This window comes from Chloracidobacterium sp., from assembly GCA_016720705.1.
Lineage (GTDB): Bacteria > Acidobacteriota > Blastocatellia > Pyrinomonadales > Pyrinomonadaceae > OLB17.
In genome coordinates this window covers 33,508-53,078 of sequence record JADKKB010000001.1, presented here as the reverse complement: position 1 = coordinate 53,078, position 19,571 = coordinate 33,508, and the positions used below count along the sequence as shown (strand labels likewise).

The 19,571-nt window shown below is 52.7% G+C and carries 17 protein-coding genes and 1 pseudogene; 2 read left to right on the top strand and 16 right to left on the bottom strand.

Annotated elements, in window-relative coordinates:
• Positions 1-445: 445 nt before the first annotated feature.
• The 7 genes and pseudogenes from IPQ00_00300 to IPQ00_00270 form a co-directional block, all read right to left on the bottom strand.
• Positions 446-643, bottom strand: coding sequence for a hypothetical protein (locus tag IPQ00_00300; GenBank protein MBL0239010.1), 198 nt, complete (start codon positions 641-643; stop codon positions 446-448).
• Complete coding sequence (locus IPQ00_00295) at positions 591-758, bottom strand: hypothetical protein (protein MBL0239009.1); 168 nt, start codon at positions 756-758, stop codon at positions 591-593. The genes IPQ00_00300 and IPQ00_00295 overlap by 53 nt, the downstream gene beginning before the upstream one ends.
• 54 nt (positions 759-812) lie before the next feature.
• Positions 813-1,073: a sigma 54-interacting transcriptional regulator gene (locus IPQ00_00290; GenBank protein MBL0239008.1), complete on the bottom strand. Its 261-nt coding sequence runs from the start codon at positions 1,071-1,073 to the stop codon at positions 813-815.
• 42 nt (positions 1,074-1,115) lie between these two features.
• Positions 1,116-1,352, bottom strand: coding sequence for a sigma 54-interacting transcriptional regulator (locus IPQ00_00285; protein ID MBL0239007.1), 237 nt, complete (start codon positions 1,350-1,352; stop codon positions 1,116-1,118).
• Between the two features lie 1,033 nt (positions 1,353-2,385).
• Complete coding sequence (locus IPQ00_00280; GenBank protein ID MBL0239006.1) at positions 2,386-2,781, bottom strand: hypothetical protein; 396 nt, start codon at positions 2,779-2,781, stop codon at positions 2,386-2,388.
• A 617-nt stretch (positions 2,782-3,398) separates the two neighbouring features.
• A pseudogene (locus IPQ00_00275) lies at positions 3,399-4,749 on the bottom strand (sigma-54-dependent Fis family transcriptional regulator).
• 7 nt (positions 4,750-4,756) lie between these two features.
• Positions 4,757-6,955 (bottom strand): HAMP domain-containing protein, encoded by a 2,199-nt coding sequence (locus IPQ00_00270; protein ID MBL0239005.1) that lies wholly within the window; start codon positions 6,953-6,955, stop codon positions 4,757-4,759.
• A 61-nt stretch (positions 6,956-7,016) separates the two neighbouring features.
• On the opposite strand from IPQ00_00270, the gene IPQ00_00265 reads away from it, so the two are divergent.
• Positions 7,017-7,994 carry a CPBP family intramembrane metalloprotease gene (locus IPQ00_00265; protein MBL0239004.1) on the top strand — a complete coding sequence of 326 codons (978 nt, stop codon included), beginning with the start codon at positions 7,017-7,019 and terminating at the stop codon, positions 7,992-7,994.
• Here the strand turns inward: IPQ00_00265 and nadC are convergent.
• Positions 7,975-8,805: a carboxylating nicotinate-nucleotide diphosphorylase gene (nadC, locus tag IPQ00_00260; GenBank protein MBL0239003.1), complete on the bottom strand. Its 831-nt coding sequence runs from the start codon at positions 8,803-8,805 to the stop codon at positions 7,975-7,977. The genes IPQ00_00265 and nadC overlap by 20 nt on opposite strands.
• 196 nt (positions 8,806-9,001) lie before the next feature.
• Between nadC and IPQ00_00255 the strand changes: the two genes are divergently transcribed.
• On the top strand, positions 9,002-9,475 hold the full coding sequence (locus IPQ00_00255; protein MBL0239002.1) for a hypothetical protein: 474 nt from the start codon (positions 9,002-9,004) through the stop codon (positions 9,473-9,475).
• A gap of 80 nt (positions 9,476-9,555) precedes the next feature.
• On the opposite strand, the gene IPQ00_00250 is transcribed toward IPQ00_00255, so the two are convergent.
• From IPQ00_00250 to IPQ00_00215, 8 genes are all read right to left on the bottom strand, one after another.
• Positions 9,556-10,203, bottom strand: coding sequence for a hypothetical protein (locus IPQ00_00250; protein ID MBL0239001.1), 648 nt, complete (start codon positions 10,201-10,203; stop codon positions 9,556-9,558).
• A gap of 13 nt (positions 10,204-10,216) precedes the next feature.
• Positions 10,217-10,873 carry a hypothetical protein gene (locus IPQ00_00245; protein ID MBL0239000.1) on the bottom strand — a complete coding sequence of 219 codons (657 nt, stop codon included), beginning with the start codon at positions 10,871-10,873 and terminating at the stop codon, positions 10,217-10,219.
• The gene (locus IPQ00_00240; GenBank protein MBL0238999.1) at positions 10,874-13,699 is read right to left on the bottom strand and encodes a valine--tRNA ligase; all 2,826 of its coding nucleotides are present in this window, start codon (positions 13,697-13,699) and stop codon (positions 10,874-10,876) included. It abuts the gene before it with no gap.
• A gap of 105 nt (positions 13,700-13,804) precedes the next feature.
• Positions 13,805-15,169 carry a response regulator gene (locus IPQ00_00235; GenBank protein ID MBL0238998.1) on the bottom strand — a complete coding sequence of 455 codons (1,365 nt, stop codon included), beginning with the start codon at positions 15,167-15,169 and terminating at the stop codon, positions 13,805-13,807.
• Positions 15,170-15,205: 36 nt separating this feature from the next.
• Positions 15,206-16,177 carry a 4-hydroxythreonine-4-phosphate dehydrogenase PdxA gene (gene pdxA / locus IPQ00_00230; protein MBL0238997.1) on the bottom strand — a complete coding sequence of 324 codons (972 nt, stop codon included), beginning with the start codon at positions 16,175-16,177 and terminating at the stop codon, positions 15,206-15,208.
• An 18-nt stretch (positions 16,178-16,195) separates the two neighbouring features.
• Positions 16,196-17,305, bottom strand: a complete 1,110-nt coding sequence (gene ftsZ / locus IPQ00_00225; protein ID MBL0238996.1) for a cell division protein FtsZ — start codon at positions 17,303-17,305, stop codon at positions 16,196-16,198.
• Positions 17,306-17,460: 155 nt separating this feature from the next.
• Positions 17,461-18,699: a cell division protein FtsA gene (gene ftsA / locus IPQ00_00220; GenBank protein MBL0238995.1), complete on the bottom strand. Its 1,239-nt coding sequence runs from the start codon at positions 18,697-18,699 to the stop codon at positions 17,461-17,463.
• Between the two features lie 27 nt (positions 18,700-18,726).
• Complete coding sequence (locus IPQ00_00215) at positions 18,727-19,566, bottom strand: FtsQ-type POTRA domain-containing protein (GenBank protein ID MBL0238994.1); 840 nt, start codon at positions 19,564-19,566, stop codon at positions 18,727-18,729.
• Between the last annotated feature and the right edge of the window lie 5 nt (positions 19,567-19,571).

Below are 19,571 nucleotides of genomic sequence, written 5' to 3'. Positions count from 1 at the left end.
CAAGATTAGCAGAACTATGGCCAATGTGCCTTGCGTCTGAGTAATAAATCGTGTCAAACAGTCCTAGAAACTCTGGGAGAGCAACCGATTACGTTTTGTACGTGCTCTGGTAAGGGCCGGCCACTCTCCCAGTGGTTTCTAAGCTTTTGAGGTTGAGTGGGGAAATTGAACAACTCACAATGTCGCCGTTATGGAAGAATTAATGAGAGTCTGTCCAGTCTCCGACCTTTGTTCCTTCACCAAGTTCAAAACTTTGGTTATCCACCAACAACTCCGGACGTCTAAAACTCGGGCCGGATATCATCCTTTTGACGAATAATGTGCGTTTTGTAGACTAAGTATATCTACTATTTAGGATTTGTCAACAGAAAATATTCTTTCGACAACGCAGATACGTTTTGTCGGGAGATTCGCTCTCTGAAGGTGGATAAATTGGGTTTGGAAACTACGACTTGATGCCGAGATTTCGCATTCTGCGATAGAGGTGACTGCGGTCGACGCCCATATCCTCGGCGGCACGGGCTACGTTGCCGTCGAATTGGGCGAGCTTGTGCTGAATGAACTCACGCTGATACGCGTCGGTTGCGTCCTTAAAGGTTTGAAAGCGAAAGCTGATCGCGGGTTGTTCGTTCGCGGCCTCCATTTCGCAGATCTGCGGGTGTGACCGATTCCTTTGCCGACATAATGACAACGCGTTCGATCGTATTTTTGAGCTCACGGACGTTACCAAGCCAGTTGTTCGAGCGAAGCACGGCCATCGCGTCATCGTCGAACTGTTTCGGCTTTTGACGTAAGCGGCAGAAAATCTTTTGTTAAAATGATCGACCAGCAGCGGTATGTCCTCGGGTCGTTCGCGGAGTGGCGGTATCTGGAAACGGGATCACATTCAGACGATAGAACAGATCCGACCTGAAATTGCCGTTCTCGATCAGCCCGTCGAGCGGTTTATTGGTCGCCGAGATCACGCGGACATCCACCGATACCGGCGTATTACTGCCGACCGGTTCAAATCGCTGCTCCTCCAAACCGTAGCATCTTGGCCTGTACGCGCGGCGACATATCTCCGATCTCATCTAAAAGAGCGTCGCCCGTCGGCGATCTCAAACTTGCCCTTCTTAGCCTTCATCGCGCGGAGAATGCACCTTTTGCGTGACCGAATAGCTCAGACTCGACCAATTCTTCGGGAATTGCCGCTGAGTTGATCTCGACAAAGCGGCGTTTCGGCGTTTCGACTGAGCGTGAATGGCTCTCGCCACCAGTTCCTTGCCGGTGCCGCTCTCGCCTGAGATCAGGTACGCGTCCGTCGGACGGTGCGACGATCGAGATCTGTTTGCGCAGTGCCCGCATTGCAATAGATGTATTGATCACGGCGGATACTGTAGGCGTGGGATCGACAGGAAGGAACAGCACCCCAATCGTCCATATCGATACCAATACTGCCGACCCAACCGTACGAAGTGATCGGAGTTTCGAAGAACGCTGACGGATTGGCCGTTGATCGGGTAGCCTGATGCCAACATTACTGCCCGTAAAATTGTTATCAGTAACGGTCGTCGCTGCTGTCTCAAAGATCATGCCCCAACTTGGATTGTTGCTGAAAGTGTTCGCAGTTGCAGTGAGCGTTGGTGAAACGGAGTTGGCGCGGTCACAGGATTCGAAGTATCCAAAAGACTATATAGGCCAACATCATTATTTGACACGGATGTCGCAGTTAACGTCGTAGAGGTGCTATTAAAAAGCTAATATACCTGTCGAAAAACTACCAACAGGGGAGTGTACATATGCCCCGATATAGAACTATTTGAAATTGTTGCTGACGCACGCCGTCCAATTTGAATGCCATTCTGAGCACTGATGGCGGTTGAACCAATGCCAGTAACACTACCGCCGGTCATTGTTAAAGTGATGCAAGGCGGTCAACGATAATACCTGTCTTTTGATAATCATCGACGGTTACATTCGCAAGATCTAAGGATCCTACCCGATTGAAAACATTCGATCCTGCAACAATTGCGTTGGGCCATTTTGAGTTCCCGTCGATACCAGTCGATTTGTGGATCGTGCGGTTACGCGGACATTCGTCATTTTAAGTTCTGCACTCTGAACTACGAGTACACCAGAAACTCCTGGAGCGGAAAAAGGCACCGGGCCGGCAATAGTAAGATCAGAAATCGATATTGCAGAATTTCGAAGGACTTTACTATCGTCGCGCGGCTAGCGCCGATGGCCGGAAGTGAGCTTGTGGTTAATACCGCTGGGCGACTGGATTGTCGTCGACCCCTGTCCTGCTCCGGACAATGTTTACACACTTGTTGATGACAATTTGTTCAGTGTATGTTCCCGCACTGAGTTGGATGGTGTCACCGCCTGCGGGATCTGCACTATTTATCGCCAGTTGGATCGTAGGATAAGTGCCCGGCACGGTGATGACCGGATTCCCAGACGGAGAACACGGAGCGGTTGATGCGATCGAGCCCGGATCGGGAATTCTTGTCCACGCTCAATTTCATCAACTGAGTCCACCATTGGACTGACTTTCGGTTTGACGCCCTTTTTGTTGTCGTCGGAACCAAAGCCAAAAAAGCTTAGGATCTGATAGAACGTGCTATTGATCGAGCCCACCACGTGAACCTGGTTGCTACCGGATGACTGTGGTGTTATTGAGCCACTGAACTGAGCCGGAGCTGTGACGTGGAAAAGTACGATGGTCACAAACAGCATTACTGTTGCTATAACTTTGCCAGTGATCGTGGGTCGAATGTCAATGATTTGACGTAACATAAATATCTTCTCCCAAATTTGCGGATCCAAATCTCACACAATTTCAATAAATTCAAAAAATGGTCGTTGATGACCTAAACTTTGTATTTCCTACAAAGCGAAACTCAAGAACCCGCATATATTTCAATGCACTTCAATAAAATACTTTTCAAACATTGTCCAAAACTTAAGGCAAGATTAGCAGAACTATGGCCAATGTGCCTTGCGTCTGAGTAATAAATCGTGTCAAACAGTCCTAGAAACTCTGGGAGAGCAACCGATTACGTTTTGTACGTGCTCTGGTAAGGGCCGGCCACTCTCCCAGTGGTTTCTAAGCTTTTTGAGGTTGAGTGGGGAAATTGAACAACTCACAATGTCGCCGTTATGGAAGAATTAATGAGAGTCTGTCCAGTCTCCGACCTTTGTTCCTTCACCAAGTTCAAAACTTTGGTTATCCACCAACAACTCCGACGTCTAAAACTCGGGCCGGATATCATCCTTTTGACGAATAATGTGCGTTTTGTAGACTAAGTATATCTACTATTTAGGATTTGTCAACAGAAAATATTCTTTCGACAACGCAGATACGTTTTGTCGGGAGATTCGCTCTCTGAAGGTGGATAAATTGGGTTTGGAAACTACGACTTGATGCCGAGATTTCGCATTCTGCGATAGAGGTGACTGCGGTCGACGCCCATATCCTCGGCGGCACGGGCTACGTTGCCGTCGAATTGGGCGAGCTTGTGCTGAATGAACTCACGCTGATACGCGTCGGTTGCGTCCTTAAAGGTTTGAAAGCGAAAGCTGATCGCGGGTTGTTCGTTCGCGGCCTCCATTTCGGGTAGATCTGCGGGTGTGACCGATTCCTTTGCCGACATAATGACAACGCGTTCGATCGTATTTTTGAGCTCACGGACGTTACCAAGCCAGTTGTTCGAGCGAAGCACGGCCATCGCGTCATCGTCGAACTGTTTCGGCTTTTTGACGTAAGCGGCAGAAAATCTTTTGTTAAAATGATCGACCAGCAGCGGTATGTCCTCGGGTCGTTCGCGGAGTGGCGGTATCTGAAACGGGATCACATTCAGACGATAGAACAGATCCGACCTGAAATTGCCGTTCTCGATCAGCCCGTCGAGCGGTTTATTGGTCGCCGAGATCACGCGGACATCCACCGATACCGGCGTATTACTGCCGACCGGTTCAAATCGCTGCTCCTCCAAAACCCGTAGCATCTTGGCCTGTACGCGCGGCGACATATCTCCGATCTCATCTAAAAAGAGCGTCGCCCCGTCGGCGATCTCAAACTTGCCCTTCTTGGCCTTCATCGCGCCGGAGAATGCACCTTTTGCGTGACCGAATAGCTCAGACTCGACCAATTCTTCGGGAATTGCCGCTGAGTTGATCTCGACAAAAGCGGCGTTTCGGCGTTTCGACTGAGCGTGAATGGCTCTCGCCACCAGTTCCTTGCCGGTGCCGCTCTCGCCTGAGATCAGTACGCGTCCGTCGGACGGTGCGACGATCGAGATCTGTTTGCGCAGTGCCCGCATTGCAATAGATTCACCGACCATTGCATATTGCTCCGCAAGTTCGGATTGCAGTTGTGAGTTGGTCTGCTCGAGCTGATATTGCCGGATCGCGTTTTTGACGGTAAGGATCGTCCGCTCCAGACTAAGCGGCTTTTCGATAAAATCGAATGCCCCGAGTTTCGTGGACTTTACGGCTGTTTCGATATTGCCGTGGCCCGAGATCATAACTACCGATGAGCTGATCCCTTCTGATTTAAGCCGCCTCAGCGTCTCAAGCCCGTCGATGCCCGTCCCAAGCCATATATCGAGCAAAATGCAGCTAAAATCGTCTCTACGGGCTACATCCAGACACTCCTCGCCTGACGAACAAGATTCGACAGTTATTCCTTCGTCCTCGAGTACGCCGCGAAGCGCTATCGCGGATCCCCGGTTCATCGTCAACGATCAATACTGAATTTATCATTAGGAATCTATCCAATTGTCGGCAATTCGATAATGAACTTAGCACCACGCGGATGATTTGCCGCCACCTTTATCTTTCCCTGGTGCTCGCCGATTATTCTCTGAACGATCGCAAGGCCCAAACCGGTACCGCGTCCCTTGGTCGAAAAATAGGGCTGAAACAGCTTTTGCAAGTCGCTCGGCAGTATCCCGGCACCGTTGTCCGCGACCTCGACCACGACCAGATCGCGGGCAATCTCATATCGAGTCGAAATATTGATCTGGCGATCCTCTGAATCTGCCGGAAATGCCTCGATAGCGTTCTGTATCAGATTAACAAATACTCGCTTTAACTGCTCGGCATCCGCTGACACGTCCGGCAGGTCTTCGCTTAGGTCGGCGATAATTGCGAGGTCGGCTACACGATCCTGATACATTGATAGCGATCGTCGAACGATGTCATTTATACCGCAAGTTTCGAGCTTAGCATTTGGCAGGCGGGCGAATCGCGAAAATTCATCGACCATTGCCTTGAGGCTTTCGACCTCGCGAAGTATCGTGTCGGTTCCTTCCTTTACGATCCTTCGTGCCTGCTCGGGGCCGACACTTGTGTGTATTCCCACGTCCGCATTTGCCACCAATGGCGTCTCTACGCACTTCTTGGCGATCCGCTCAGCGGATAGTTGGATCGGGGTCAGCGGGTTTTTAATCTCGTGAGCCATTCGCCTGGCGACCTCCTGCCAAGCCGATGCCCGCTGCGCACTGATCAACTCAGACAGATCCTCGATCACCAGCACCACACCGTTATCGTCAGGCAGCGCTGCGGCGGTGAGTACGACCGGCAGATCGGACGAGACCTCCGTACTCCCATCCGCGAGGGATCGCTTCAAAATTGTTTGCTCCGAGGCGTGACCGACGCGCTTTGCTCGCGACAATAACCGTTCGAGGACCGGCAAATTTTCATCCCGCACGATCTTATCGATCTCGACCCCCGCAAAATCCGCGACCTCAAGCCTTAGTATATTCAATGCTGCGGGATTGATGGTGCCGACCAGCCCCCGCTGATCAAACGAGATGACCCCATTGGGCAGCGTTGCGACAACCGTTTCGATATATCGCTGGCGTTGTGTCAACTCGGTCGAGTTTGCTTGGAGGCGGGCAGACATCTCGTTGAAAGCCGAAACTAATAGAGCTAGCTCGTCCTCGGCAAAAGCGTCCACGTGGAACCCAAGATTTCCGCGAGCGATCTCGTCAGCACCTTCGGCAAGTGCCTTGATCGGCACGGTAAGGCCGCGGGCGATATAAAAAGCGATCCACGAGGACGCAAAGATCAACAGAAAGGTGAGCACTCCCAGCGTCAGTAGTCCCACCCAGCGGACGTTCGCCTGCTTGTCCTTAAGTCGGTCAAATTCCAATAAAGAGTTTTCGACGATCTGCCCGACGTTCTGACCGCTGTATGGATCAGGCACGATCATCAACTTGCGGTCGCCCGCCATCGGAACAACGGCGGCATCAAAACCAATGCCGTCTTTTAGCTCACGTTCACTAAGTTTATCCGTGCGGATCAGATTGACGATCGAATCGAGTTCGACACGTTGTTCAGGGCCAACGTCGCGGTCAAAAACGGCGATCGTGCGATTATCCTTAGCGAGCACCTCGATATGTGCCAGTTTTCCCGCGTCCGCGATCTTTGCAAGGTCTGCCTCGGACGGTTGAGATCGCTCTATCAGGGCGGCAATCATCTTGGCGGCATCATCCAACCTGGACGTTCTGTCCGCTATGGATTGACTCTGAACTTCTCGTGCCTCACGAACGACGTTCTCCGGTATCTGCGTGAACCATCGCTCGAGAGCCCGATTCATATACAAGTACGAAAAACCGGCCATAGCGAGGATCGGCAGCAAACTCACGATCGCAAAATATCCGAGCAAGCGTGTCTTGATACGAGCACCGATCTGAAACTCTCGCCGCTCACGAAGCAGCTTCGCGATGCTCCGCAAAAAGATAAACCCGAAAACGACAAAGGCTACGAAATTCAGGGACGAAAGTGCGTAAAGCAACAGTGTGTCGCTGGCCGTTTCGGCTGAAAATGTCTTCCAGAGATTGGAGGATTGAAGCAATACTAGAAAAAACAATAGAGCTAATACCACGAGGCCGAGGACCCAAGGAACCTTGCGCTTTGGTTTTTGCGGCACTGTTTCGACCATTACTTTTGGCAATTTTAGCATAAACGCAAATGTCCGGGCCGCCTTTTGCCCACAGTGGCTAATTTCGCTATCATCGAATCGCTTGAAGATTAAGAATCAGATAATTTTTGGCAAAGACGACCGCGTCAGAAGCGGTTGGCGGGCGATCGTATTCGTCATCGCGTTCGGATTTTCGGGCCTTTTGTTCTTCTCGGCGGGCTTCGCACTGCTGAGTGTCCTGGGGTTCGATATTCTTCCGGGCACACCTCCCTTTTTAGTTGCAAACGGCGTGCTTTCACTGATTCCGGCACTGTTGGTCGGTTGGGGTTGCGGCAAGCTCTTTGAAGGATTGCCTTACAGGGCTCTCGGGGCGGCATTTACGGGACCGTGGTTTCGTAATTTTTTATATGGCCTCGCACTCGGGGGTTGCACGCTCGGCGTTTCCGTCGCGATCGCGATGATCTTTGGCGGAATGCGTTTCGAACTTAATAATAGCAGCGGCACAAAGGCAGTTGCCGTTTCGCTGCTATCATCATTTTTGGTCTTTGCTGTGGCGTCGGCATTCGAAGAATCGCTTTTCCGCGGCTATATACTCCAAACATTTGCCCGATCCGGACTTGCCTGGCTTGCGATCGCCATTACGGCCGTTTTTTTTGGGGCGGTTCATCTAGGCAATCCCAACGCCGGACTGATCTCGACCGCTAACACCGTCCTTGCCGGGATCTGGTTCGGTGTTGCGTATTTAAGGACTCGCGACCTGTGGTTCGTGTGGGGGTTGCACCTGATGTGGAACTTTGCTCAGGGATCGGTCTTCGGAATAGAGGTCAGCGGGATGAACGATCTGGTCACCGCTCCGGTGCTGAAAGAGATCGACTCCGGCCCAATGTGGCTAACCGGCACCACCTACGGCATCGAAGGCGGCATCGCATGCACCATCGCGATTATACTCTCGATTCTCCCAATTAAGATTCTACTGGAAAAAGAAGTATCGCTACCAGCGACACAGACGCTACTGAGAAGAATTGTTCTAGGCCTCTGGTATTATTCTTCGCTGAGATTTCCTACGCGATCTGGATCTTGAATGAAATATCCATTGCCCGTGCCGAATGTGTCAGACGACCCACCGAGATCAGATCAACGCCTGCCTCAGCATAGGAACGAACACGGTCGAGATCCATACCACCCGACGCCTCGATCAGAACCGAAGGGTTGATGTCGCGGGCCATACCGACAAGCTTTGCCGTTTCCTCAGGAGTTTGGTTGTCGAGCATCACGATCTCGGCGCCCGCCAGCATTGCTTCGCGAAGTTGTGCCCAATTGGTGATCTCAACTTCGATCTTGTGCAGATGGCCGACGCTATTCTTGGCGGCTTTTACGGCCTCGGTAATACCACCGGCAAGTGCAATGTGATTGTCCTTGATCAGAACGCCGTCATCGAGGCCCATTCGGTGATTTTTACCGCCGCCGATCCTGACCGCATACTTCTCGAGAGCCCTCAGTCCGGGCGTCGTCTTTCGTGTGTCAACGATCGAGGCATTGGTACCCTCGACGGCCTTTACATACTGCCGGGTAAGCGTTGCGATACCGCTCAGACGCTGGATCAGATTTAGAGCGGTACGCTCGCCGACCAATAGAACGTCGGCGTAGCCCTTCAGTGTGGCAAAAACCGTTCCCTCTTCGATCTCGTCGCCCTCGTTAGCGGTCGTTTCGATCTCAGCGTTGTCCGGGTCGAGGTGGAAAAACACTGCTTCCGCAACATCTAGGCCACACAGTACCAGGTACTCCTTCGCCAAAAAACGTCCGATCCCGCGGGTATCGGGCGGAACCGTCGCTTTGGTCGTAATGTCACCGCGGCCAATATCCTCAGCGAGAAACTCGCCGATGGCCGCCATCAATTCACCATTTTCTAGCCAATTCATATGCTATTGATTATCTGCTTTAGGGCCCTTTCTCGCAACCCGGTCATAAATTTACGCGCGATTGTCGCATTTCGCGTTGACTTATGTTTAAGAGCAAGCTATTCTCCTCGAATTCCAACCACAACTGGGATCAATGTCTGAATCTTTTAGTACCGAAGGAGAATCTAACGTGAAGACTAAATTTTTAATACTTATATCGATCGCTGTCGTCGCCGTCGCATCAGCTTGTAGCTTCTCGACCGCGAATATGAGCAGCTTTAAGACGTTTAAGGATAAGGACGCCAAGACCGAAACGACCACCTTCAAGGCTGGGGACACGATCTTTGCTGACGCCGTAATTTCGAACTCGATGGATAAAGTTACCGTCAAGTTCAGCTTGGCTGATGACAAGGGCACCGCCATGACTGCCGGTGATGTCAAGGTGGAACTGCCGTCGAGCGGAACCGCTAAGTACTCGCTCCCGATCCCTATGGGAATGAAGGGCGGCAAGTTCAAGCTAACCGCGGATATGATCAACGACAAGGGCGAAAAGAAGGAATCAAAATCGATCGATATCACGATCGAGCCCGGTGCCGCTCCGCCGCCACCGCCGCCGTCATCTTCGATGGACGACAAGGATGACGCCAAAGACGAAGACAAATAGTCTCGCGTCTAACTTAAAACTAAAAAAGAGCGGAAAGGCCATGACCGATCCGCTCTTTTTGCGCCTCTCTACCTATTTCGCTACTTGATCGGAGCTTCGATCTTGAGGTCTTTGGGGTCGTAGGTGTAGAGCGTGGTTTCGGTTTTGAGGTTGGACAGGCCGTCTTCGGAAGTGCGGTGGGAAACTGAACTGATCAGGCCGTCGGGTTTGATGAACATTGAAAACTCTGCGGTCCAATCACCTTCGTCGGGACGGGACTTTTCGCTGCGTGAGAATATTGTCACGAGGTTTTTGCCGATCTTACGCACTTCTCTGGTGAACTTCATCGTCTTGTCGTTCTCGGCGTGCTGTTGTGAGGTCGTTGCTGCGAGTTTTACGACCGGAAGCGGCTCGGTTTTGAACCATCCACCGTCCGCAGCCTTTTTATAACGCTGGCCGCTGATGATGATCCACTCAGTTTCGGACTTCCTGCCGGCGAATTCTTCCACAAACAGCGAACGCGAACGGTCCGGCGGGATAAATTCCTCTATAGCCGTCGAATTTTCCACGATCTTCCCGTTCTCAAAACCAATAATAGCCTTCGTCTCACGCCTCACCTTCGCACCCGAAGCCAAAAACGCCGCATCCATCGCCTTAGAAAACTCCGCCGAAGATATTTTCGTAACCTGCGCCGAGGCCGCCACCGCCCCAAACACCAAAACCACCAACAATATCGCTATGCGTTTCATAAGTTTATTATTCCTACTTGATCGGAGCCTCGATTTTTAGGTCTTTCGGATAGGCAAAGGTAGAGTTTGAATGAATGTCACCGTCTCGCGAATATGTCCAGCGAACTTCCGTTCGCATGTAATTGCCTTCAGGACCGATCCAGATCTTTCTGTTTTCAGTCGGAGCTTTCGAAACTCGTTCTTGTTTCGTGGAATCAATTTTTACCGATTCTTTTGAAAAGACGCGACACTTCATTCCGTCGATTTCCGCTTCACCAACAAAAAAATACTTATCGGTAGCATAATTCTTCTGTCTTTTGAAAAGATGCCCGATACGGATCGCCCGAGAAGTTATCCATGAGCCATCTTCTGTTCGACGACTCATCGCATTTCCATGGAGAATCTCTTCGTTAAATGTTGTCTTTCCGTCTTCAGTATACTCCCACTTACAATGCGAATGTTCCACCGACAAGTACTTACAAAATACCTTCCGACTTGATTCCACTTTGGTGGATTTTTTCTTAAATAACTGTATCTCCGTATTCTCGGTGTACGGATTCTCTGATAAAAAGGTGTTCGCAACTAACTCAACCGAATCAAATTCCTCTAAAGAAATTGACCTACTTTGTCCAAAGCTGGTCGATGCAAGCAAGACAAGCAGGGCGAAGACTCTTATATCGAACAACTTCATCTAACCCAAAGCCTCCAGATTGTTGTTGAGCGTGGTTATTTGATGCTCTAGCTCGGTGGCGCGGTCACGGAGTTCTTGGACTTTGTCGGCGGGGGCACGTTCGACGAAGTTTGCGTTGGAGAGCTGGGCGTCGAGGCGGGATTTCTCTTCGGCGAGCTTGGTGATGGCGGTGTTGAGCCGCTCGCGTTCTTTGTCAAAGTCGATCAGGCCTTCGAGCGGCACGGCGAGGCGTGCGTTTGTCGTCACGGCCTTTGCCGAAGCACGCGGAACGTCGAGTTCGCCCGAGATGACGAGACTGTCGGCCTTTGCGAGCTTTAGGATCTGAGCTTCGTTCGCCTTGAAAACTTCCTGAAACGCTGCATCAGCCGCGATATGCACCGCAAACTTGTTCGCGACAGGGATATTCATCTCCGCTCGGATGTTACGCACTCGCGTGATCACGTCGATCACCGCCTGCATCTCGCTCTCGGCCCGCTCGTCGATCAAACTGACATCACCTTTTGGATAATCCGCGAGCATGATCGTCGCGTCGGCCTCTCGGTACGCCGCATTATGCATCGCGGACGAAGTTCCCGGCAGCTTGAGCCACAATTCCTCCGTCAAATACGGCATAAAGGGATGCAGCATCCGCAGGGCTTGCTCAATGATCGTCAGCATTCGCGTCGTGGCCGCCGCGTCACCTGCGTTGATCTCGTCTTTGCGAAGCTCGATGTACCAATCGCAGAAATCATCCCAAAAGAAATGATAAAGAAGACTGACCGAGGTGTGGAATTCGTATTTGTCTAGGGCTTTGTTGACGTCGATCGCAGTTTTATTCAGCCTCGAGACTATCCAGCGGTCAGCGAGAGAGGTTTCGCCGGGAACGCAGGCGCCCTCGCCTGCAAGCGTTCCGCTTCGGGACGCTGATGTTGTCGATACTTCATCGTCGGACGCCGCCGGAACAGGCGTTGCAGGCGAGGGCGCCTGCGTTCCAGTCGCATTCATCAAACAAAACCGCGTGGCGTTCCAGATCTTGTTGGCAAAGTTGCGGTAAGTTTCGACTCCGGTGTCGTTCCAGCGAATGTCTGCTCCGGTCGCGATACTGGCGAGATAAATACGCGTCGCGTCCACGCCAAACTTGTCGAACATCTCGATCGGATCGACGCCGTTGTTACGCGATTTGGACATCGGCTTGCCGTCTTTGCCAAGAACAGTGCCCGTGATCACGCAGTCATTAAAAGCAACCTGCCCCGTGAACTTCTTCGTCAACATCATCATCCGCGACACCCACAGAAATATAATGTCGCGGCCTGTGACGAGCACGTCGGTCGGGAGAAAGGTTTCCAAGTCGGGGAGTCGGGGAGTGGAGGAGTTGGGGAGTGGAAGAGAAGAAATCTCCCCTTCTCCCACAGTCTCTTTCACCCCAACTTCCTCACCCGTCCAGCCAAACGTCGAGAACGCCCATAGCCCGCTTGAAAACCAGGTATCGAGTACATCGCTGTCCTGCGTCAGTTCCTTACCGCCGGATTTCTCTTTCGCTTCTTCGGCAGACCGGGCGACATAGACATTCCTGTCCGAGTCGTACCACGCCGGTATCTGATGTCCCCACCAAAGCTGCCGCGAGATCGTCCAGTCTTTTAGATTCTCGAGCCACGTCATGTAAACCTTCTGGTGCGGAACTTCGGGCGAGAAATGCGGCACTTTGTCCTTTGCCATTTCAAGTCCCAGATCGCGGAGCTCATCCATCTTGACGAACCACTGTTCCGAAAGTATCGGCTCGACGATCGTTTTGCATCGTTCGCAGACCGGAAGCGTGATCTCGTAATCGTCGACCTTCTCGAGCAATCCGAGTTCCTCGAAACGCTCGACGACCTTCGCCCGAGCAATAAAACGATCTAACCCCTCGAATTCGGTGCCGGCCGCGGCATTCATCGTCGCGTCTTCATTCATCACCAGCAACTGCGGCAGATCGTGGCGTTGCCCGATCTGATAATCATTAGGGTCGTGAGCCGGCGTGATCTTGACGGCACCGGTACCAAACTCGGCATCGACGTATTCGTCCGCAATTATCGGAATTTCGCGGCCCGTTAGCGGCAGATCAACGGTCATTCCGATCAGATCCTTGTACCTTTCGTCCGATGGATTTACGGCGACTGCAGTATCGCCGAGCATTGTTTCGGGCCGGGTGGTGGCGACTGTGATCGTGCGGTCAGTTCCCTTTACCGGGTACCTGAGGTATGTAAGTTTGCCGTCCTTTCGCGATTCTTCTTTGACCTCGAGATCGGAGAGGACCGTCTTGTCCTTCGGGCACCAGTTGACGATACGCAGGCCGCGATAGATGTTTCCTTCCTCATAAAGCGAAACGAAAACGCTACGAACTGCGGCGGAAAGGCCTTCGTCCATCGTGAAGCGGTGACGCGACCAATCAACCGACGCACCTTCGCGGCGCATTTGTTCCGTGATCGTATTGCCGTACTGTTCCTTCCATACCCAACAACGACGCAAGAACTCCTCACGCCCGATATCCAGCGGCTTTTTGTGTTCGTCTTTCTTAAGCTGCTCGACGACCTTTCGCTGAACCGAAATACCGGCATGATCGGTTCCGGGCAGCCACAGCGTGCGAAACCCCTGCATACGCTTGCGACGCGTGAGCACATCCATAATAGTGTGTTGGAGGGCGTGGCCCATATGCAGGCTGCCCGTCACATTTGGCGGCGGAATCACGATCGAATATTTGACGGCGTCAGGGTCCTGATTGATCTCAGGAGCAAAAAAACCGCCTTCTTCCCAGCGTTTGTAATGATTTTCTTCGGCGTTTTTCGGGTCGTAGGCCTTTGCGAGTTCCATAATTGAGTTTTCGGTAAAAGCTTTATTCTAAACCAAAAGCGGCTAGTTTTCATCGTATCGAGAAAACCAACCGCTATTAAGTTTTTTGACAATAACAATTAGCGTCTAATTGCGTTGATTTCCCGCGAGTGCCTCGCGGATCAGTTTTTCAGCGATCTTTGGTACAGCATCAAGAGCAACGTCTCTGACAACAGCGTCCGAGAGCCTTGCGAGGACACGCTCCGTGATCTTTTCGATCAGTGCTTCGGAGATAGCGGTATCGCTATCCGAATCACTTTCAGCGGAAAGGTCCGCCGTATGCTCATCGTGCTCTGGATCATCGTCGAGTGCAAACTTAACGGCAGTTGGCGACGGCGCAAATCCCGCCGGTTCTACCAACTGCGAACTGGCTTGGTGCTCATCTTCCGAAGGTTCACCTTTCAAAATGTTGCTTTCAAATTCCGCTGCAGGCGTTTCGAACGGGTCGATGAAAACGGACCTGACCTCATCATTGTCGGATGCCGAGTATTCGATCTCAGTATCAAGCTCAGTGTGAACGCCGGCCTCGACGTGCGAATTCGGTTGCACCGCGACGATCATATCGTCATCCATTCCGGCGTCACCGAGGTCGAGATCCGTCGAATCTTCGTGTGCCGTTTCCGCTGGAGTCTCGATAATTGGATCGACTTCCGCAATCGACTGCTCGGCTTCGATGAGGTCCAGCGGATCGGTCACGTCAGCAACCTCGACAGGTTCGGTAATGTGGACCGCCGAATCCTCAGGCGATTCGTTGTCCGGCATTGCTGTTTCAAATTCGTCGGATCGGCTCGATTCGATTTCGTTTGAAGATTCGACGGCCAATGGCTCCGGCATTTCCTCGGTAATTGCCGGGATGGTATGCACTGCATCAGGATCGAACGACGACAATTCTTCGTGCAATACCAAAAGTTCTTCGTGCGGTGAATCGGCTTCGGTCGACTCGCCGATCTCTGCTCCGAACGGGATCACGTCGTCATTGTCAGGCTCAACCGACTCAGAGATGCTCTGATTATAAAGTTCGTCAATGTCCACCGACTCCGGGCCGGCATTATCAAAGGCACCGAGTTCCAAATACTCCTTTACCCTCGACACGAGGTCACGGATCGAAATAAACGGCTTTGTAAAATAAAAATTGGATCCGACGCGCGACGCTTCGCCGGGATCGAAAGGTTCAAATGAACCCGTGAGTAGAATTACCGGTATATCACAGGTAGATTCGTCCTGCTTGATCATTTCACAGATCTGATAACCGCTCATACCCGGCATATTTACGTCCGCGAGTACGAGATCAGGTTCGATCTCGACGAACTTTTTCATCGCTGCGTCGCCATCTGCCACCGAGTAAACATCGATGCCTTCGTCCTCAAACGTCAATTCGATGACCTTTCTGATCGTCGCCGAGTCGTCCGCAAGGAGTATCTTTTTTCGCTCTGAAGTATTAGTAGTGTCCATGGCTGAGAGACTATATTAGCAAATGCATTCCGACGATTACGAACCCGAAACTAACTTGGCGGCAAGATCTATCGCGGCGGTCATACTCGAGCATTCCGCGATGCCTTTACCCGCGATCTCGAAGGCGGTACCGTGATCTACCGAGGTTCGGATCAGCGGCAACCCAAGCGTGACGTTGACTCCGGAGTTGAACGACATCGATTTGACGGGGATCGTCGCCTGATCGTGATAGAGAGCGATCACAGCGTCAAATTCACCCTTGGAGCAACGCAGAAAGACCGTGTCCGGCGAATACGGCCCGGAGACTGCTATACCGAGTTCGCGGCAGTGCTCGATCGCCGGCGTGATCTCATCGGCCTCTTCCGTTCCGAATAGCCCGCCCTCAGACGCGTGTGGATTTAGTCCGGCGACCGCGATCTTCGGTGAACGCTTGAGCAAGCGTGAAAGTTGCTCGCTCGAAAACTCTATCAGATCGACGAGCCTATTTCGTTTCACGAGTTCGATCGCCTTGGTGAGCGGCAAATGAGTCGAAAGCAGTATGACGCGAAGTTCGCCGGCAAAAAAGCTCATCGCGAACCTCTCCGTATTCGTCAATTTTGCCAGAAACTCAGTATGGCCGGGGAAATCATAACCGCCGAGAGCGATGGCCTTTTTGCTTATCGGTGCCGTCGCGATCGCATCGATCCTGCCGTCCTGCCATAATCTGACCGCTCTTTCAATATATTCGGCCGACGCCCGGCCCGACACGGCATTGTCCGTGCCGATCTCAATTGGCTCAGTCAGATTGCCGAGATCATCTACCGCGACATCGTCACGTTCGAGTATATGACTGACCCCAAATTGCGAAGCGACGGACCGCAGATGCGACCCGTCGCCAATAATTAGTGCATTATATTTCCCGACCGCCTCACGCTGCTCGAGTGACCGGAGAACGATCTCAGGGCCGATCCCGGCAGCATCGCCCATCGTTATGCCAATGGTCGGCAGATCGTTTGCGTCAAATACCATCGGAACAGCGGTAAATCGTTAATCGGCCTGCCGGCGACGGAATGTCGGCTCTTCGAAATCCTCATTCGGGTGGATATCGCCCGCAGTGAATGGCACGCGTGTCGATGAAACGGCGTGTGCCTCAGCAACCCTGGTTTGCGGTAGCGTTGCCCCGACCTGGGTGTCAAACCCGGTCGCGATGACCGTAATGCGGATCTCGTCGCCGAGATCTTCTTTGATCACGCTGCCCCAGATAATATCGGCGTTGTCATCGGCTTCGGCCTCGATCATTCCGATCGCGTCCTCGATCTCGCCGAGGACCATTTGCGGGCCGCCGGTCACGTTGATCAAAGCAGCCTTGGCTCCCTTGATCGAATTGTCTTCAAGTAATTTATAGTCGAGTGCGGCCCGCATCGCCTTCGACGCGGCATCTTCGCCCTCACCCTTACCGATGCCCATCAATGCAACACCCTTTCCACGCATTACGGTCGTCACATCGGCAAAATCAAGATTGATGATGCCCGGTGTCATAATGAGGTCGGTTATGCCCTGCACAGCCTGTAATAAAACGTCATCGGCGCGCTTAAAGGCGTCAAGTATGGTTATCTTTTCTTCCACTTCGCGGAGTTTGGAGTTTGGGATCGTTATCAGAGTATCGACCACGCCGCGGAGTTCGGCCAGACCCTTTTCTGCCTGCTCCATTCGTCTGCGGCCTTCGACTCCAAAGGGCTTAGTCACGACCGCTACGGTCAGGGCACCGAGTTCGATAGCGAGCGACGCGACCACCGGTGCGGCACCGGTACCGGTTCCGCCGCCGAGTCCGGCAGTGACAAAGACCATATCTGAGCCTTCGAGCACGTCGAGTAACTTTTGATGATCCTCGAGTGCGGCATTACGCCCGATGTCAGGATTGGATCCGGCACCGAGTCCGCGGGTCGATTTGCTTCCAAGCTGGATCTTCATCGGAGCCTTAGAGGCGTTGAGTGCCTGCAGGTCCGTATTTGCAACAATGAAATCGACACCTTTGATGCCGGCCTCGATCATCCGGTTAACGGCATTTCCGCCGCCGCCGCCGACACCGATGACCTTGATCCTGGCGCCTGTGATCGGCGGTTCGTCAATAAAAATTTTGATTCCGGTGTTGCTCATTATAAGTCCTTCCATTGTTATCAAGACGGTCCAATATTAGGGACGATCGTTATTTTCTGGTGCTTTTCGGGATTCAGGCAATCTAACAATATATTGTGCCTTCGGCGAATGAGCATACGACAGTTAGCGTTAAAAATCCAGCCGAGAGGTACCCTTTAGCGAAACTTATCGCGAATATTTTCAAAGAATTTGGCGACCTTCTTGCCGGGTGAGTTGCCGCCATATCCGCCATCGCGCAGTTGTCGTCGCATCGAGGTCAGGGCAAGTCCGGATGCGGTCGCCCACTCCGGGCCTTGAACACGTTCGGCCAGCCCGCCAAAATAGTCCGGATCGACGAAACCGAGACGCGTCGGAGCGTCAAAGATCTGCTCAGCGATCTCGCACATTCCGCGAACAAGTGATCCGCCACCGGTCATAACCACGCCGCCCGAGATCTGCGCCCGTGCCGAATCGGCCTCGCGCGAGATGTGCTGCAGCAATTCGACGGCACGAGGCTGCATAATGTCGCAGAGGATCTCTTTTGAAAGCCCACGGGTCTCGCTGCGGCCGACTGGCTGGATCTCGATCATCTCATCGCGTTCGTCCGCGCCAAGCAGAAATGAGGCGACGCAGCCAAATTCGTGCTTGATCTTATTGCCTTGCGGTATAGAGACCCTCAAGCCGACCGCAATGTCCTTGGTAAAGTGCATACTGCCGAACGGAAAGACCGCTGTATGCTGGACCGAGCCCCGGCCGAATATCATCATACTCGTGATCTCAGACCCAAGATTAACGATCGCGCAGCCATACTCTCGGTCATCGTCGGTCAGAGTACTCTCAGCGGCGGCAAGCGGTTCTAAAACCGTTTCCTCGACATCGAGCCCGGCCCGCTTCACGGCTTTGACAAGGTTTTGCCGGGCGGCACTGGGGCTTATCACGACGTGCACCAGAGCTTCGAGCCTCGCTCCGGTCATCCCGACAGGTTCAGTGATCCCGTCCTGCCCGTCAATGATATATTCCTGAGGTACGCGTGCGACGATATCCCAACCCGGCGGTAGCGGCATCGCGCAGGCTGACTCGATCGCCCGCTCGGTATCCTCATCCGTTATCTCCTTGTCCGGACCGGCGACGGCAACGACGCCATTCTTGTTTTCGCCGCGAAAGTGCTCGCCTGAGAGGTTGACCGTAGCCGAGTCGATCTCGACACCGCTGACCCGTTCGGCATCCGCGACAGCCTTGCGTATCGATTCCGAAACCGCCTCGGCCGACGTCACGATCCCTCGCCGCAAGCCCTTAGAATCAGCCTCGCCCACGCCGAGAACATTCAGTTTACCGTCTTCCGAAGGCTCGCCGATCACGCATCGGATGTGGCTCGTGCCGACATCCAAACCAACTGCAAGTATCTCGCTGTTCATCGCTTAAACTCCATTTACACGACCCGACTAATTGCCCATATACTCGATCACCGGATAGACGCCTCCGGAATTGACCGAACGGATCTTCTCGCCTTTGCCGGCAACGGCCTCGATCGCCGACTTAAGGCTCTTGGCCAGATTGTCCTTGGCTACGGTGATGGCGATCGTCCGCCCGGTGTCTTCGATCACCGCGGCAGGATCACGCAGATCCGCAAGGTTTACTTCCCTGACCCGATCCGCGATGCCTATGCCCTTCCATTCGTCCAACATTTTCTTGTACAGCTTGAGCCGGGCGAGGTTATCCGGGTTGGCCTTGTCCGTCTTGGATTCGTCCCATCCCTTCAGTACAAACGGCATCGCCGCTTCGATCTTAGCTGCAGGTGCAAGGACAACGCCTTCACTGTCGACCAAATAGTCGCCGCCGGCCAATTTTACGATCGCAACCGGGACGCGTTCGACCACGTTTACACGAATACCTGCCGGCAGTGCCATCGAAACTGCTGCGGCCTTTACGAACGGAAGCTTTTCGATCTTTGCACGGATCTCAGCCAGATCAGCGTGCCACACACCGGTCGGCTCGGCACCCGATGTGACGATACGGCGGATGTCATCGCCCTGCGAGCGTTCGACACCGTTGACTTCGACACTTCGAACCTTAAAAAAGGACGATGCGGTCGCCGACTTGTAGCCTAAAAGTCCAATAAATCCGATCCCGATCAATAAACACAGACTCAGAGCCAACGGTATGGCAAGCCGATTGAATCGCTGCGATGCCGCATTACGCCGCAGACTCCGCACGGATTGCGAACGCGACCTTACGGGTGTCGTCCTTTTGCGTTTCGTTGTGGTTTTTCTAGGCTTTGCCATATTTC

Excerpts from the sequence above, each read along its gene's own strand:
- ftsA (MBL0238995.1), bottom strand. The coding sequence starts at position 18,699 with ATGAACAGCGAGATACTTGCAGTTGGTTTGGATGTCGGCACGAGCCAC.
- IPQ00_00235 (MBL0238998.1), bottom strand. The coding sequence starts at position 15,169 with ATGGACACTACTAATACTTCAGAGCGAAAAAAGATACTCCTTGCGGAC.
- IPQ00_00300 (MBL0239010.1), bottom strand. The coding sequence starts at position 643 with ATGGAGGCCGCGAACGAACAACCCGCGATCAGCTTTCGCTTTCAAACC.
- IPQ00_00240 (MBL0238999.1), bottom strand. The coding sequence starts at position 13,699 with ATGGAACTCGCAAAGGCCTACGACCCGAAAAACGCCGAAGAAAATCAT.
- IPQ00_00270 (MBL0239005.1), bottom strand. The coding sequence starts at position 6,955 with ATGCTAAAATTGCCAAAAGTAATGGTCGAAACAGTGCCGCAAAAACCA.
- IPQ00_00290 (MBL0239008.1), bottom strand. The coding sequence starts at position 1,073 with ATGAGATCGGAGATATGTCGCCGCGCGTACAGGCCAAGATGCTACGGT.
- ftsZ (MBL0238996.1), bottom strand. The coding sequence starts at position 17,305 with ATGAGCAACACCGGAATCAAAATTTTTATTGACGAACCGCCGATCACA.
- pdxA (MBL0238997.1), bottom strand. The coding sequence starts at position 16,177 with ATGGTATTTGACGCAAACGATCTGCCGACCATTGGCATAACGATGGGC.
- IPQ00_00280 (MBL0239006.1), bottom strand. The coding sequence starts at position 2,781 with ATGTTACGTCAAATCATTGACATTCGACCCACGATCACTGGCAAAGTT.
- IPQ00_00245 (MBL0239000.1), bottom strand. The coding sequence starts at position 10,873 with ATGAAGTTGTTCGATATAAGAGTCTTCGCCCTGCTTGTCTTGCTTGCA.
- IPQ00_00215 (MBL0238994.1), bottom strand. The coding sequence starts at position 19,566 with ATGGCAAAGCCTAGAAAAACCACAACGAAACGCAAAAGGACGACACCC.
- IPQ00_00250 (MBL0239001.1), bottom strand. The coding sequence starts at position 10,203 with ATGAAACGCATAGCGATATTGTTGGTGGTTTTGGTGTTTGGGGCGGTG.
- IPQ00_00295 (MBL0239009.1), bottom strand. The coding sequence starts at position 758 with ATGGCCGTGCTTCGCTCGAACAACTGGCTTGGTAACGTCCGTGAGCTC.
- nadC (MBL0239003.1), bottom strand. The coding sequence starts at position 8,805 with ATGGCGGCCATCGGCGAGTTTCTCGCTGAGGATATTGGCCGCGGTGAC.